At 70.8% G+C, this 14,954-nt stretch carries 13 protein-coding genes and 1 rRNA gene; 2 read left to right on the forward strand and 12 right to left on the reverse strand.

Going from position 1 to position 14,954, the window contains the following annotated elements; translation table 11 throughout:
- Nucleotides 1-125 precede the first annotated feature (125 nt).
- Complete coding sequence (locus tag ACZ51D_RS32445; protein WP_465664280.1) at nucleotides 126-1,235, forward strand: PRC and DUF2382 domain-containing protein; 1,110 nt, start codon at nucleotides 126-128, stop codon at nucleotides 1,233-1,235.
- A 143-nt stretch (nucleotides 1,236-1,378) separates the two neighbouring features.
- Nucleotides 1,379-2,875 (forward strand): MFS transporter, encoded by a 1,497-nt coding sequence (locus tag ACZ51D_RS32450; RefSeq protein ID WP_465623266.1) that lies wholly within the window; start codon nucleotides 1,379-1,381, stop codon nucleotides 2,873-2,875.
- Nucleotides 2,876-3,019: 144 nt separating this feature from the next.
- On the opposite strand, the gene ACZ51D_RS32455 is transcribed toward ACZ51D_RS32450, so the two are convergent.
- The 12 genes from ACZ51D_RS32455 to rrf all read right to left on the reverse strand — a co-directional run.
- Entirely contained in the window at nucleotides 3,020-4,429 is a 1,410-nt protein-coding gene (locus ACZ51D_RS32455; protein ID WP_465664281.1) for a DNA polymerase IV, read from the reverse strand.
- Nucleotides 4,430-4,498: 69 nt separating this feature from the next.
- Nucleotides 4,499-5,227, reverse strand: a complete 729-nt coding sequence (locus ACZ51D_RS32460) for a SanA/YdcF family protein (RefSeq protein WP_465623263.1) — start codon at nucleotides 5,225-5,227, stop codon at nucleotides 4,499-4,501.
- 93 nt (nucleotides 5,228-5,320) lie between these two features.
- Nucleotides 5,321-5,965, reverse strand: a complete 645-nt coding sequence (locus tag ACZ51D_RS32465) for a MerR family transcriptional regulator (protein WP_465623261.1) — start codon at nucleotides 5,963-5,965, stop codon at nucleotides 5,321-5,323.
- Nucleotides 5,966-6,181: 216 nt separating this feature from the next.
- Nucleotides 6,182-6,658, reverse strand: coding sequence for a bifunctional nuclease family protein (locus ACZ51D_RS32470; RefSeq protein WP_030062493.1), 477 nt, complete (start codon nucleotides 6,656-6,658; stop codon nucleotides 6,182-6,184).
- Nucleotides 6,659-6,755: 97 nt separating this feature from the next.
- On the reverse strand, nucleotides 6,756-7,451 hold the full coding sequence (gene ftsR, locus ACZ51D_RS32475; protein WP_360508278.1) for a transcriptional regulator FtsR: 696 nt from the start codon (nucleotides 7,449-7,451) through the stop codon (nucleotides 6,756-6,758).
- A gap of 179 nt (nucleotides 7,452-7,630) precedes the next feature.
- Entirely contained in the window at nucleotides 7,631-8,509 is an 879-nt protein-coding gene (locus tag ACZ51D_RS32480) for an FHA domain-containing protein (protein WP_465623260.1), read from the reverse strand.
- A 226-nt stretch (nucleotides 8,510-8,735) separates the two neighbouring features.
- Nucleotides 8,736-9,932 (reverse strand): DUF881 domain-containing protein, encoded by a 1,197-nt coding sequence (locus ACZ51D_RS32485; RefSeq protein ID WP_465623258.1) that lies wholly within the window; start codon nucleotides 9,930-9,932, stop codon nucleotides 8,736-8,738.
- Nucleotides 9,925-10,257, reverse strand: a complete 333-nt coding sequence (locus tag ACZ51D_RS32490; protein WP_030062488.1) for a small basic family protein — start codon at nucleotides 10,255-10,257, stop codon at nucleotides 9,925-9,927. The genes ACZ51D_RS32485 and ACZ51D_RS32490 overlap by 8 nt, the downstream gene beginning before the upstream one ends.
- Nucleotides 10,254-11,345 carry a DUF881 domain-containing protein gene (locus tag ACZ51D_RS32495; protein WP_465623257.1) on the reverse strand — a complete coding sequence of 364 codons (1,092 nt, stop codon included), beginning with the start codon at nucleotides 11,343-11,345 and terminating at the stop codon, nucleotides 10,254-10,256. Before ACZ51D_RS32495 ends, ACZ51D_RS32490 begins: the two co-directional genes overlap by 4 nt.
- 178 nt (nucleotides 11,346-11,523) lie before the next feature.
- Nucleotides 11,524-14,019, reverse strand: coding sequence for a sugar phosphate nucleotidyltransferase (locus ACZ51D_RS32500; protein WP_465623255.1), 2,496 nt, complete (start codon nucleotides 14,017-14,019; stop codon nucleotides 11,524-11,526).
- Between the two features lie 124 nt (nucleotides 14,020-14,143).
- Complete coding sequence (locus ACZ51D_RS32505) at nucleotides 14,144-14,764, reverse strand: CDP-alcohol phosphatidyltransferase family protein (protein ID WP_360508202.1); 621 nt, start codon at nucleotides 14,762-14,764, stop codon at nucleotides 14,144-14,146.
- 98 nt (nucleotides 14,765-14,862) lie between these two features.
- Nucleotides 14,863-14,954, reverse strand: a 5S ribosomal RNA gene (gene rrf, locus ACZ51D_RS32510); the annotation flags it as partial.

The raw sequence follows: 14,954 nt of genomic DNA on the forward strand, positions 1-14,954 counted from the left end.
GAGGCCGTCGGATCACGGGTGCTTCGGGTCACCCCGGGTCTACGCGCGTCCCCCGGACGGCTCAGCCCGCAGCCCGTCCGGCGCACCCCGGTCGCGCCCGTCCGATTCATGGCATTTGGTGTGAAGTGGCGGACGGCACGGGTACTCCGGCCGACTTCCTGTGGGAGTTCCGCAGGCTCAGCGCACTGGAGGAAAGAGTGCAGACCGACATCGACCCCCGGGACCTCATCGGCCACAAGGCGGTCGACCGCAACGGAGACAAGATCGGCACGGTCGACGAGGTGTACCTGGACGACGCCACCGGCCAGCCCGAGTGGGCCGCCGTCCGGACCGGCATCTTCGGCCGGGACGCCTTCGTCCCGCTCACCACGAGCGAGTTCTCCGGCGACGAGCTCCGGGTGCCGTACGACAAGTCGCTGGTCAAGGAGTCCCCCGACTTCGGCGTGGGCCAGCACCTGTCCCCCTCCCAGGAGCTCCAGCTCTACCGCTACTACGGCCTCGACACCCGAGCGGAGGACCACCCGGGCGGCGAGGACGGCGGCCACGCCGCGCAGTCCGACCTCGACTTCGGCGCCACCCCCGCCGCCGCCGCGGTCGCCGCCAAGCCGCACGCCTTCCACTCCCCCGAGCCCGAGAGCACCAGCGCGACCACCGCCGTAACCGCCATGGAGAGCAACATGCGGACCCTCAGCACCCCTGCTCCCGCCACGGCTTCCCCGGCGCCCATCACGGAACCCAAGCTGCACCCGATGCCGGCGGCGACCACCCACGCACGCGGCTCGGGGGCCGACTCCTCCGCTCCCGGCAACCCGATCGAGATCACCTGCCGCGAGGAGCGTCTGGAGGTCACCACCGAGTGGCACAACGTGGGCACCGCGAAGCTGCGCAAGTACGTGACGACCGAGCAGGTCGAGCGCCGCGTCCCGGTGGTCCGCGAGCGCATCCGGGTCGAGCGGATCCCGGTCGGTGAGGCCGAGCGCGCCGTCCTCACCGAGAAGGAGATCGCCGAAGCCATCGAGGAAGTCACTCTCCGTGAGGAGCGCCCGGCGGTCCGCAAGTACCTCGCCCCCATCGAGCGCGTCCGCCTGGTCGTCGAGCGCTACACCGACGAGGAAGTGATCCGGGAAGAACTCCGCCGCGAACACGTCGAGGTCCACGACCCCACCACGCCCCAGGACGCCGTCACCCCGACCCCCGACGCCTCCCGCGCCACCGGGATGCGCCCGCTCGTCTGACCCGCGATCCCCAGCAGGGCCCCGACCATCCGAGGTCGGGGCCTTCCCCTTTGCCAAAGCTTAACCGCTCGATATTTGACACTCTGAAGTATCTCCCTGCATGGTTACTTCAGTTCATTCACTATGTACGGGAGGAAGCAACCGTGAGTGAGGCACCCCAGCCCACCATCGCGGCCGAGAAGCAGAGCAGCGCCCGGGTCCTGCCGGCCCTCATCCTGGCGATGCTGTCGTTCAGTGTGGTGCAGACCGCGGTCGTCCCGATCCTGCCCTCGCTGGCCAAGGAACTGAGCGTCTCGGCCTCCAGCGTCACCTGGCTGATGACCGCCAACCTGCTCTCCGCCGCCGTGCTGACTCCCCTCCTGGGCCGCTTCGGCGACCTCCGGGGCCGTAAGCCGATGCTGCTGATCTCGCTGGCGGGCCTGGTCGCCGGTTCGGCACTGGCAGTCAGCACCCACTCCTTCACCTGGCTGGTCGTCGCCCGCGTCCTGCAGGGCGCCGGCGGTGGCGTCATGCCGCTGGCGATCAGCATCGTCCGCGACGAGCTGCCCAAGCAGAAGGTGACCGGCGGCGTCGCCGCCATCAGCGCCTCGATGGGCGTCGGCTCCGGCCTCGGCCTGGTCGCCACCGGTCTCCTGCTGGAGCACTGGAGCTACAAGTCGATCTTCTGGATGGGCCTGGTCTTCGGCCTGATCGCGGTCGCCCTGGTCGCCTTCCGGGTCCCGTCCGACCCGGTCACCGACAAGGAGGGCGGCGCCGACCCGCTCGGCGCGATCACCCTGGCGGGCTGGCTCTCCGCGCTGCTGGTCGCGGTCAGCCAGGGCAACCACTGGGGTTGGACCTCCACCAAGACCCTCGGCCTGTTCGCCGTCGCCGCCGTCGTCGCCCTGGTCTGGGGCATCATCGAGACCAAGGTCGCGCACCCGCTGGTCGACATGAAGATGATGTCCCGTCCGGCCGTGGCCTTCACCAACCTGGCGGGCCTGCTCATCGGCTTCGGCATGTACGGCTCCTTCATGGTCATCAGCAACTTCGCCCAGACCCCGGAGAAGCTGACCCACTACGGCTTCACCGCCACCGTCCTGCACGCCGGTGTCATGCTGCTGCCGTCCGCGATCGGCTCCATGGTGGCCGCCCCGCTCGGCGCGCTGCTGATCGCCCGCCGCGGCCCGCGCATGCCGCTGGTCCTCGGTGGCGTCCTCGGCGCCATCGCGATGGCCTACCTGGCCCTGCGGCACAGCCACGAGGGCGACATCTACACCGCCTCGGCGATCTTCGGCCTCGGCGTCGGCCTCGCGTTCGCCGCGATGCCGGCCTACATCAACGGCGCCGTCCCGGCCGAGCAGAGCGGCATCGCCAACGGCATGAACTCGGTGCTGCGCACCGTCGGTGGCGCGATCGGCACCGCCGTCATGGCCGCCATCCTGACCGGCGACGTCATGAAGCTGCCGCCGCAGATCCCGCTGCTGCTGCCCACCCTGGACGCGTACAAGCACGCGTTCTGGACCGCGGCCGTGGTCTGCATCATCGCCGGTGTCGTCCCGTTCCTGATCCGCACCGTCAAGCCGGCCGCTCCGCTGACCGTCGTCGGCGACTCGGCCCAGCAGGACTCCAGCGACAAGCTGGTGAAGACCGACGCCTGACGAGGCGTCCGGCCCCCGCGCTCAGGGACAGGGCGCGGGGCCCCGGTCTCCGTACGTCGCGAGGGCATCACGAACGCACGGGGTCCGGCACGGTGATGCGGCCCCACCCGGTACTCCCCCACCGGGTGGGGCCGTTTTCGTGTCTCAGTCCCGCTCGGCTGCACCGCCGTCCCGGTCCGGTTCGGTGTCCTCGCCCCGGCGCAGCGGCAGCGGCCGGGTCGGCTCGAGCGCCGGGTCGTCCACCGCGAAGGTCCGCACCCGCCCCGGCTCGCTCCACGGCGTCTCGAACCGCACGGTGACCCTCCCGACGCCGCTGCCCTGCACCCAGCCCGGCCCGAACTCCGCGTGCCGGACGTCCTGTCCGGGCATCCACCGCCGCATCACGACGGCCTCCGGCTCCTCCTCGGCCTCCTCGGTCTCGGCCGCCGCCTCCGCGTGTTCCGCCGCCTCCTCGCGCAGGGCCTGTGCGAACAGGTCCTCCTGGGTGTAGTCGGCGAGTTGGGCGACGCCCACGCCGAGCAGCCTGACCCCGCCCGTGATGTCCACCTGCTCGGCCAGCCGGCGCGCGGTCGCGGTGATCACCGCCTCGTCGTCCGTGGGCCCGCCGAGCGTTTCCGAGCGGGTCAGCGTCGAGAAGTCGAACCGCCGGACCTTGAGCACCACCGTCCGCCCCGAGCGCCCGGCCGCCCGCAGCCGCCGCACGCACCGGGCGGCCAGCGCCTCCACCTCGCGCAGCACCCGGTCCCGGTCGGCCAGGTCCACCTCGTAGGTGTCCTCCACCGAGACGGACTTGGCGTCCTGGTCGGCCACCACCGGCCGCTCGTCCAGCCCTATCGACATGTGGTGGATCCCGGCCCCGTGCGCCCGCCCGAGCAGCTGGACCAGCTCCGCCTCGCCCGCCTCCGCGAGGTCGGCCACCGTGCTCAGCCCGGCCCGCCGCAGCACCTGCTCGGTGGCCGGCCCGATCCCGGGCAGCGCCCGTACGGGCATCGGCCCGAGCACCGCCCGTTCCTGCCCGGGTTCGATCAGCACCAGGCCGTCCGGCTTGGCCTGCTCGGAGGCAATCTTGGCCATCAGTTTGGACCCGGCCGCCCCCACCGAGCCGGTCAGCCCGGTGAGCCGCTGGATGTCCGACCGCAGGTCCTCCGCCAGCGCGAGCACCAGCCGCTCGCCGGTGTCGTGGTCCGCCTCGGCCAGCACCGGGCCGTACGGACCGGCCTCCAGGTCCACGAAGGCCTCGTCCAGGCTGAGCGGCTGTACCAGCGGCGACAGTTCCCGCAGCAGGCCCATCACGATCTCGCTGACCTGCCGGTAGGCCTCGAAACGACCCGACAGGAACGCCGCGTTGGGGCAGAGACGACGCGCCTGCGCCATCGGCATCGCCGAGTGCACCCCGAACTTCCGCGCCTCGTACGAGGCCGTGGACACCACCCCGCGACCGCCCAGCCCGCCGACGACCACCGGCTTGCCGCGCAGGCTCGGCTTGGCCGCCTGCTCCACCGCCGCGAAGAAGGCGTCCATGTCGAGGTGGATGATGCTCGGCAGTGATCGCACCCGCAGATCATCGCGTACGGGTCCGACAGTGCGTACGAACCCGGCCGGACGCCCGGCGCGGTCGGACGCCTACGGCTGCTTCTTCGCCGCGTCCGCGAGCGCCTTCGGAATGCCGTCCTCCTGGGGCCCGAGGAACACCGGGTCCGGCCGCAGCCAGGCGTTGACCGCCGCCTTGCCCGCCCCGGCCACCTCCCGCACCCCGCCGTACAGCCAGGTCTCGTCATGCAGCTCCGGCACCCCGACGGCGTACGAGCGGATGCCCGCCGCCTCACACAGCGCCAGCGCCCGCCGGACGTGGAAGTCCTGGCTGACCAGCACGGCCCGGTCCACGCCGAAGATCCGGTGCGCCCGGGTGCAGGAGTCCCAGGTGTCGAAGCCCGCGTAGTCCCGGACCACCCGCTCGGCCGGCACGCCGTGCTCGGTCAGGTACGTGAACATCGCGTCGGGCTCGTCGTACTCGATCCGCCCGTTGTCCCCGGTCACCAGGATCGCCTGCACCTTGCCCTCCCGGTACAGGTCCACCGCCGCGACCAGCCGGTGCTCCAGGTACGGCGAGGGCTTGCCCTGGTCGAGTCCGGCGCCGAAGACCACCGCGACCGGCGCCGAGGGAGCGCTCTCCACCGTTCCCACCCGGTCACCCGCCGAGAGCCACACCCAGGCGCTCGGTGCCAGCGCCAGCGAGCAGAGCACCGTCCCGACCTGGAACACCCTGCGCTGGGTCTTCCGCTGCCCCAGCCGTGTCCGCAGCAGTCCGGCCCTGCGCCGCAGCAGTCCCGCTATACCGGTGCCGACTCCCACAGGCCCTCCCTCGATCGTTTCGCCAGGCAACACGACGAGGCCGCGGGTCCGAACGGTTCCCCGTCCGGGCCCGCGGCCTCGTCGACTCGTTGCTCAGACCGCCCGGTTGCGCCGCTGGGCCAGCTCGTCGGCCGGGTCCTGCCCGACCAGGGTCTCGCCGGTGTCCGTACGCTCCGCGTGCAGCCGCCCGAGGGTGCGCTCCAGCTCCTGCCAGACCGCTCCCACCGCGATGCCGAAGACCCCCTGACCGCCCTTCAGCAGATCCACCACCTGCTGCGGCGTGGTGCACTCGTACACCGTCGCGCCGTCGCACATCAGCGTCATCCCGGCGAGGTCGGCCTGCTCGGCGGCCTGCAGATGGGCGACGGCCACCCGGATGTTCTGCAGCGAGACCCCCGCGTCGAGCAGCCGCTTCACGATCTTGAGCAGCAGGACGTCGCGGAAGCTGTAGAGCCGCTGACTGGCCGCCGGGTACACCGTCCGGACGCTGGGCTCCAGCAACCCGGTGCGGGCCCAGTAGTCCAGCTGACGGTATGTGATGCCGGCCGCCGCACAGGCCGTCGGGCCGCGGAAGCCGATCAGTTCGGACGTCGGGGCCAGCCGCTCGATGGCCGGCTGCCCCGGCTGCACGGCCGGGAACCTGCCCACCCGGGCCATGTCCGTGACGGTACGAGCGGTGCGCGGCACGTGCACGGCGCACAGGCCTCCCAGGGCCGCGTCATCGCCGGTGCTGCTCATGCCTGCCTCCGTCCACTTGTGCTGCGGGCAACCCGACTGCGGGCATCGGGCACCCGGACAGCCACTCCTGACGGTAGGCAGTCCCCTATGACCCGTCAACGATCGCCACGCCGGGTCAGACAATCCACGTCACTCAGGAGAGTGGTTTTTCGTGCCCCTAGTGTGGGTAGGTCGACGAATTTTGGCAAAACGCTGAGCCGAATGCTCGCAGAACCGCTACTGCGGGCCGCCGCCGCCGAAGTCCTCGGGCGACACCTGGTCGAGGAACTCCCGGAACTTCTCGACCTCGTCCTCCTGCTCGTCCGGGATCGCGATGCCCGCCTCGGCGAGCACCTCCTCGCTCCCGTAGATCGGCGTACCGGTCCGCAGCGCCAGCGCTATCGCGTCGGACGGCCGGGCGCTCACCTCGACCCCACCGGCGAACACCAGCTCGGCGTAGAACACGCCCTCCCGCAGATCGGTGATCCGCACCTCGGTGAGCTGCTGGCCGAGCGCCTCCAGGACGTCCTTGAAGAGGTCGTGCGTCAGCGGGCGCACCGGCGTCATGCCCTGCTGGGCGAAGGCGATCGCAGTCGCCTCGCCGGGGCCGATCCAGATCGGCAGGTAGCGATCTCCCCCGACCTCCCGCAGCAGCACGATCGGCTGGTTGGAAGGCATCTCCACTCGGACACCCACGACGTCGAGCTCATTCACACAGGCAACCCTATGGCTCCGGTCCCGGATATGAAAGCGCAGAGCCGACGCCGCTGGTCAGCGCGGTGCCCCCGGCATGCGGAGGCCGCCCGGGAGGCTACCCGCGGGTCCGTAGACCGGCCTGGACCATTGCCGCGTGCAGTCGTACGGACAGCGTCGCGAGCTCCCGCGCGGTGGCCTCGGCATGGGCCCTGGTCTGCGGGTTCCGGTGCCGGCGCAGCGGCGCCACCACCTGCTCCACCAGTGTGATCTCGCGGTCGGCCGCCGCCTTCATGGCTCTCAGGTGCCGCGGCTCGAGGCCGTACCGGCCGAGCTCCGCGACCAGCCGGGCCACCTGCAGGGCCTCGCCGTCGTACCCGCCGTCCGGGCCGGGCGCGACCAGCCCGTACGACTCCCACTCGGCCAGCTCCCGCTCCCCGGCCTCGGCCGCGGCGAGCAGTTCGGCACGCCCCAGCCGGACCCCGGACGGGACGTCGGCGGAGGCCACCAGCTCGCGGTCCGCCTCCTCCATCGGCCCGGGCCGGGTGTCGGCCGAGGAGGGCAGCGCCGGCGGGCTCTCGCCGCGCTCGATGGCGTCCAGGTGTTCGCGGATCACCCGCAGCGGCAGGTAGTGGTCCCGCTGCATCCGCAGGACGTAGGCCAGCCGCTCGACGTCGGCCGGGCTGAACTTGCGGTACCCCGAGGGCGTGCGCTGCGGCTCGACCAGTCCCTCCGCCTCCAGGAAGCGGATCTTGGAGATGGTGACCTCGGGGAAGTCGTCGCGCAGGAAGGTCAGCACCGCGCCGATGCTCAGCAGTTCGTCACCGCCGCGCCGTCGCCCGGCGGGCCGCTCCGCACGGACCGGTTGCCTGGGGCCCGCGACCACCCCGCGCCCGCCGCGGTCCGCCTGCGGACCGGACGGGACTGGGGTGGCCGCCCCGAGAGAAGAGGAAGGGGTATTCGTATTCACTCGGGCTCCTGCCGACGTTGGTTTCAGTACCCCCGGTTGTGGCCGGCGAAGAACACCAGCCGGTACTTCCCGATCTGGACCTCGTCGCCGTTGTTCAGCGACACCTCGTCGATCCGCTCCCGGTTCACGTAGGTGCCGTTGAGGCTGCCCACGTCCGCGACGCTGAAGCCGGCCGGGGTGCGGCGGAACTCCACGTGCCGGCGCGAGACCGTGACGTCGTCCAGGAAGATGTCACCCTGCGGGTGACGCCCCGCCGTGGTGACGTCCGAGTCCAGCAGGAAGCGGCTGCCCGAGTTCGGACCGCGCTGCACGATCAGCAGGGCCGAGCCCGGCGGCAGCGCGTCGATCGCCGACAGCACCTCGGCCGACAGGGCCGGCGTGGCACCGGTGCCGGTCGTGGTGGTGGGGTCGTACGACTCCAGGCCGGAGATGGAGATGGTCGACGTGGTCTCCGCCGCCCCCTCCGGCAGCAGGCCGCCGCGCAGCGCCGCACCGCAGTTGGAGCAGAACCGGGCCGCGGCCGGGTTCTGGTTGCCGCACCTGGGGCACGGAGAGGGGCCAGCCATGTTCACAGCCTCCTGGCGCGGCACACCCGACGGGTTGTGCCCGGCGTACGGGTCCGGAGCAAACCCTCCACCAGAGGTTGAGGGTCCCGACGGGAAACCTATGCGCGGGTCGCCGGAGGGGTCAACCGACGCGCCGTAGCCCGCCGGATTCCCCGCGTACTGGGCGCCGCCGTCCCGGAACAGCTGCTGTCCGGCGTACGGGGCGGCCTCGGGGGCGGGTCGCATGCCCGGCACGGCGGGCTCGTCCTCAGGCCGACGGTGCCGCGCGGTCGGCGCCTCCACGGCGGCCGCGTCACGGCCCTTGTTGCGACCGAACAACTTCGAGAAGAAACTCACGGGCGAATCCCCTTGCGTGTGACAGACCCGCCCGCGGGGCAGGGTGAGAACCTCGGACAGGCCGCGAGCCCGGTTGCGGCTCGGGCCCGCTGGAGCGGTACTCCGACAGTTGATGCTGCGGTTGTTGTTCCGGAGCGAACTGGTGCGAACCAGTCTCGCCCACGTGACGGCGGCTCCCCGCACCGGGTGCCGCCGGCCCGTGACGGGCCGTTCGTCGGGCGCCTCGTCACTTCGAAGCCGGCTTGGCGTACTGCGGCGTCTTCAGATCCACGAGGGCGTCCACGACCACCTTCTGCTGCTGGGTGATCGTCGCCCGCGCCTGGTGGCTCTCCAACGTGCGGACGACACCACCCGGGATGTTCAGCGCGGGCGTCAGGTCCTGCGGGTTCCCCACGACGGTGAACCGATAGGGCTGCGAGACCTTCTTCCCGTCGATCTGCACCCCACCGCCCGACAGGTCGGTGAAGTAGGTGTTGACCACCACGCGCACATCGTTGATCTGAATCGCCTCCGCCCCCGCCGCTCGAAGTTCCTGCAGGGTGTCCAGCAGCATATCTGCCTTCACCTGCCCTTGGGGGTCATCGACCGTGAGGACGATGCCCGGACCAGTGGCCTTGACGGTACCGGCGAGCACGCCGAGTTCCGTCACCTTCTTCCTGGTCTGCTCCTGGGCCTCCTTGGCCTGGTTGGAGCTGTTCTCCAACTTCGCCAGGGACTGCTCCAGCTCCGCCTTCTCCTGTTGGAGACGCTGCTGACGGCTGTCCAGTTCGTCGAGGATCCGAACCAGGTCCTCCTGGCGGGCCCCGCGCAGCTGGCTGTGGTGGTCGTTGGTCGACCGCACCTGGATCGCCAGCCCCAAGCCGAGCGAGAACAGCAGCAGCGCCACCACCAACTGCCCGCGCGACAGCCGCGGCGGCCACAGCGCCGCCTGCAGACGCCGCCGTCCGGCGTTGCGGTCCACGGCGGGCGCCTGCTCGACGGCCTCCGCTGCGACCGGCTCGGGCTCGGGCTCCGGCACGGGCCCTGCGCCGGAGCCCGACTCGACGGGCTCGGGCTTGGCCGCTGCCTCGGGCTCCGGCTCCGGTTCGAGCCGGACCGCCTTCACCAGCCGGAGCGTCGGCTCCGGGGTCGAGTCGGCCTCAAGCTCAGCCTTAGCGTCAGACTTGTCCTCGGCCGCATCCTCGGCCGCGTCCTCGGCCGCGTTCTCCACGGCGCTCTCGCCGGGCTCGGCTTCCGGAGCCGGGACGGCCGCTCCGGCCTCCTCTGCGGCCCCGTCCGGATCCGCAGAGCCGTCCGGCCCGGACTCCCGGTCCGTCTCCGGCTCGGGCGCCTCGACGGCCTCCTCGACCGTCTCCTCAACCGTCCTCCCGACGGTCCTCGGCTCCCGCTTCTCCGCCGCCTCCTCGCGGCCCGACTCAGGCACGGAAGACATGGCGCCGGATCGCGGCCGCGTTGGAGAAGATGCGGATGCCGAGGACGACGACCACACCCGTGGACAGCTGCGAGCCGACGCCCAGCTGGTCGCCCAGGAACACGATCAGCGCCGCGACCACCACGTTCGACAGGAACGAGACGATGAACACCTTGTCGTTGAAGATCCCGTCGAGCATCGCCCGGACACCGCCGAAGACCGCGTCCAGGGCCGCGACCACCGCGATCGGCAGGTAGGGCACGACGGCGTCCGGCACCTCGGGTTGGACGAAGAGGCCGACGACCACTCCGATCACAAGACCCAGTACGGCAATCACGGTCTGGCTGCTCCTGTCCCTGTCGTGGTCTTCGCGGATCCGGTCGACGGATGCCGCTTCGGGGTCGCACCACCGCTGGTCGCCGATGGTGAAGCGGTTGGTAAGGCCGATGGTGAGACGGACGCGCCCGGGCTCTCCCAGGTTCCGGGGCCGGCGGAGCGCGTTCCGCTCGGCGTGGCCGTGGCCGACGGCGTCGCCGTCGCCGTGGGCTCGGGCGTGACCGGCTGCGCGGTCCGCAGCGTCACCCCCACCGCCGCCGGCAGCGTCAGGCTCTTCTGCGTGGAGAGCGTCGACTTGATGCCGTACTTCTCCTGGAGCAGCCGCAGGTACTGCCCGGCCATGTCGTTCTCGAAGGCGGTGAGGAGCTTCGGCCCGTCCCCGATCGCCTGGATGTTGTACGGCGGCACCAGCGGCCGGTTGTCCACCAGCACCGCCTCGCCCGCAGCCCGGATCGCGGAGAGCGCGGTCAGCCGCTGGCCGTTGATCGCCACGGCCTCGGCCCCGGCCCCCCAGAGGCCGTTCACCACCAGTTGCAGGTCGCGGTCCCGAAGCCGGCCACTGTTGGAGAAGCCCTGTCCCGCCCGCGGGTCGACGTTGCCGCCCAGGCCCGTCCCCGCGGCGTCCTCCAGGACCACCTTCACGCCCGGCCCGGTGACCTCACCCAGGCCCACCGCTCCGGTCAGAGCACCCGCGTCGCCGTCCCCCGAGGGGAGCGCCTGCTGCTGGGTGCTGTCGACCTTGCGCCGCAGCTCCTGCACCTGCTTCTGCAGCTGGTCGGCCGAGGTGTTGCTGTCGTTGATCCGCTGGATCAGCGCGTCCCGCTCCTTGGCCAGCGTCGGCTCGGCCTCGTGCGCGTTCACCGCGCCGACCGTCACCACCGCTCCGACCAGCGCCAGCCCGGCGGCCAGCGTGAGCAGCCCCTGGAGCGTTCCGGGTATCCGGCTGTCGCGGGCACCGCCGCGTGCCGCGGCCGCCTCGGCGTAGCCCTCGTCCAGGCTGTGGTCCATCACATTGGTCAGCAGGGACATCGAGGCGTCCGGGCGGTTGTACCGCCCGTTCGGGGCACTCGGTGTCGGCGTCGCTGGCATGGAAACCATCGTCCCATGGCGGCGAGGGGGCCTTGTGCACGGCCCCTGAGCTGCACACACGCTGCACACAAGACGGAAGTGGCGGACCATTCCGAATGATGTGAAAACGGACAGCGGGGCGCACGAACCATGCCGTGCGCCCCGCCGATCGGGCCGTCTCGTCCTCAGCTCCGGGCCGTCACCGCCCGGCGCCCTCGACCACCGCCGCCCATTCGTCCAGCAGCGCCTCGGTGGCCTCGTCGTCCGGGCCCTCCGCCCACAGGTGGGTGACCGCCTCGGCCGGGTCCGGCAGCACCAGCGTCCAGCGCCCGTCCGCCTCCACGACCCGGACACCGTCGGTGGTGTCCAGCCGCCGGCTGCCGGCCGCCTCCACCACCGAGCGCATCACCATGCCCTTGGCCGCCCACGGCGTCGCGATGTCCCGGCGCCGGATGTGCGCCTGCGGGATCCGCGCGTCGATCTGGCTCAGCGTGAGCTGGGTCCGCGCCACCAGGCCGACCAGCCGGACGAAGGCCGCGGCCCCGTCCAGCACCCCGCTGAACTCGGGCACCACGAAGCCGCCGCGCCCGTCCCCGCCGAACACCGTGCCCTCGGCGGAGGCCGCCTTCGCGAGGTCGTCCGGCGTCGTCGTGGTCCAGATGACCTGGGTGCCGTGGTACGCGGCGACCTGCTCGGCGATCCGGGTCGTGGTCACCGGCAGCGCCACCTGCCCACTGCGCCGCTCGGCCGCCACCAGGTCCAACAGCACCAGCAGCGCCCGGTCGTCGTCGATCACCCGGCCCAGCTCGTCCACGAACGCGACGCGCTCACCGACCGGGTCGAAGCGGACACCGAAGGCCGCCCGCGAGGATGCCACCAGCTCGCCGAGCCTGGCGAGCCCGGCCCTTCGCGTTTCCGCGTCCTCGGTCGGCCGCGCCTCGTCGAGCCCGCTGGAGACGGTGAGCGCCTCCACGCCGAGCCGGCCGAGGATGCTCGGCAGAACCAGACCCGCACTGCCGTGCGCGGTGTCCACCACCACCTTCAGCCCGGCCTCCCGGACCCCGGTGGTGTCCACCGCCCGCAGCAGGTTGCCCGCGTAGGCGTCGAAGACGCTGGACGGGAAGGTCAGGTCCCCGATCTCGCCCGGGAAGGCCCGCCGGTACTCCTGCCGCGCGTAGACGCGGTCGAGCTTGCGCTGCCCGGCCTGTGAGAGGTCCGCCCCGCGCTCGTCGAAGAAGAGGATGTCCAGTGAGTCGGGTACTCCCGGTGTGGTCCGCAGGAAGATCCCGCCCGCACTCCCCCGCGCCGTGTGCTGCCGGGCCACCGGCATCGGCACGTTCTCGAGGTCGCGGACGTCGATCGCCGAGGTCTGCAGCGCCGAAATCATCGCCCGTTTGAGCGCACGCGCACCACGCGAGTGGTCACGCGCAATGGTGACGGTGGCCCCCTTCTTCAGCGTCGTCGCGTAGGCCCCGGCCAGCCGCACGGCCAGCTCCGGGGTGATCTCGACGTTCAGGATCCCCGAGACGCCGCGGAGACCGAAGAGGTGTTCCTGGCCGCGCGACTCCCAGATCACCGAGGTGTTGACGACGGCGCCGGCCTCGATGGTCTTGAACGGGTACACCCGGACGTTCGCCCCGATGATCGACTCTTCGCCGACCAGGCACTCGTCCCCGATCACCGCCCCGTCCTCGATCCGGGCGGCCCGCATCACATCGGTGTTCTTACCGACCACACAGCCCCGCAGATTGCTCTGCGGCCCGACGTACACGTTGTCGTGCACCACGGCCTTGTGCAGGAACGCGCCGCGCTTGACGACCACGTTGCTGCCCAGCACGGTGTGTTCGCGGATCTCGACGCCGGCCTCGACCTTGGCGTAGTCCCCGATGTACAGCGGCCCGCGGAGCACCGCCTCGGGGTCAACCTCGGCCCCTTCGGCAACCCAGACGCCGGGCGAGATCTCGAACCCGTCCAGCTCGACCTCGACCTTGCCCTCCAGGACGTCGGCCTGGGCCTTGCCGTAGCTCTCGTGGGTGCCCACGTCCTCCCAGTAGCCCTCGGCGATGTAGCCGTAGACCCGCTTGCCCTCCTTCAACAGCTGCGGGAAGACGTCGCTCGACCAGTCGACGGACTCACCCGCCGCGACGTAGTCGAAGACCTCGGGTTCCATCACGTAGATACCGGTGTTCACCGTGTCGGAGAAGACCTGCCCCCAGGTCGGCTTCTCCAGGAACCGCTCGACCCGTCCCTCGTCGTCCGTGATCGTGATGCCGAACTCCAGTGGATTCGGCACCCTGGTGAGACAGACGGTGACCAGAGCGTCCTTGCTGCGGTGAAAGTCGATCAATTCAGAGAGATTGAAGTCGGTCAGCGCGTCACCGGAGATCACCAGAAAGGAGTCGTCCTTGAGCGCGTCTTCGGCGTTCTTGACACTCCCCGCAGTGCCCAGTGGTGTCTCCTCGTGGGCATAGGTCAGGTGCATGCCCAGCTCCTCGCCGTCACCGAAGTAGTTCTTGACCAGTGACGCCAGGAACTGCACGGTGACGACGGTGTCAAGGAGACCGTGCCGCTTCAGCAGCCGAAGCACGTGCTCCATGATCGGCCTATTGGCGACCGGAAGCAGCGGCTTCGGCATGCTGGAGGTCATCGGGCGGAGTCGAGTGCCCTCGCCCCCTGCCATTACAACGGCTTTCATTACGGGTGCGTCCTCCTTCGCGGTGGTGGACCAGCAGGTCCATCAAACCGTTCCAGAGGGTTCTCTACCCGGAAGGTATCGTCCGACGCACCGATGGAGCGTGGGGCTTCTCTCAGATCACGTCTCAGACTGCGGACGCCGGGCCCGCCGGGCGGCCCTTGACGATCTGCCGCGCCTGAACCGCGTAAAGAATGGCGGCCCACCAGTACAGCGTGGCGCCCCACCAGATGAAGGCCCAGCTCACCACCTCGGCCGGCCGCGCGATCCAACTGTCCACACTGCCGAGCAGCAGAAGCGGAAACGCGTACATCAGGTTGAAGGTCGCGGCCTTCCCCAGAAAACTCACCTGCAGCGGCCCGTACCCGTGCTTGTTCAAAATGGGCAGCAGAGCGGCGATAAACACCTCCCGGGCCAGCAGAATCGCCGTCAGCCACCAGGGCAGAATCTCACGCCAGGTCAATCCGACCAGCGTGGACAGCACATAGAGCCGGTCGGCCAGCGGATCCAGCAGCTGCCCCACCCGGCTGATCTGCCCCCACCGCCTGGCGAGCTTTCCGTCCAGGTAGTCGCTGATACCGCTCAGCGCCAGGATCAGCAAAGCCCAGCCGTCGTTGTTGGGCCCATCGAAGACCGGCCACAGAATGAGCCAGAGGAAAAGCGGAACGCCGACCAGCCGGCCCATGCTCAGCAGGTTGGGGATGGTGAGGACGCGATCGGTCTGGACCCGCGTCTCCTGGACCTCCACCCGGGGGCCTCCTGTCCCTTGTCACGACAATGCACGTTGACCCTACAACAGAGAAGCCCCCGTCCGGTTCACCCGGCGGGGGCTTCTCTCGAAGAATTGTTCGGCGGCGTCCTACTCTCCCACAGGGTCCCCCCTGCAGTACCATCGGCGCTGTAAGGCTTAGCTTCCGGGTTCGGAATGTAACCGGGCG

It is taken from the genome of Kitasatospora sp. NPDC033851, assembly GCF_055576085.1.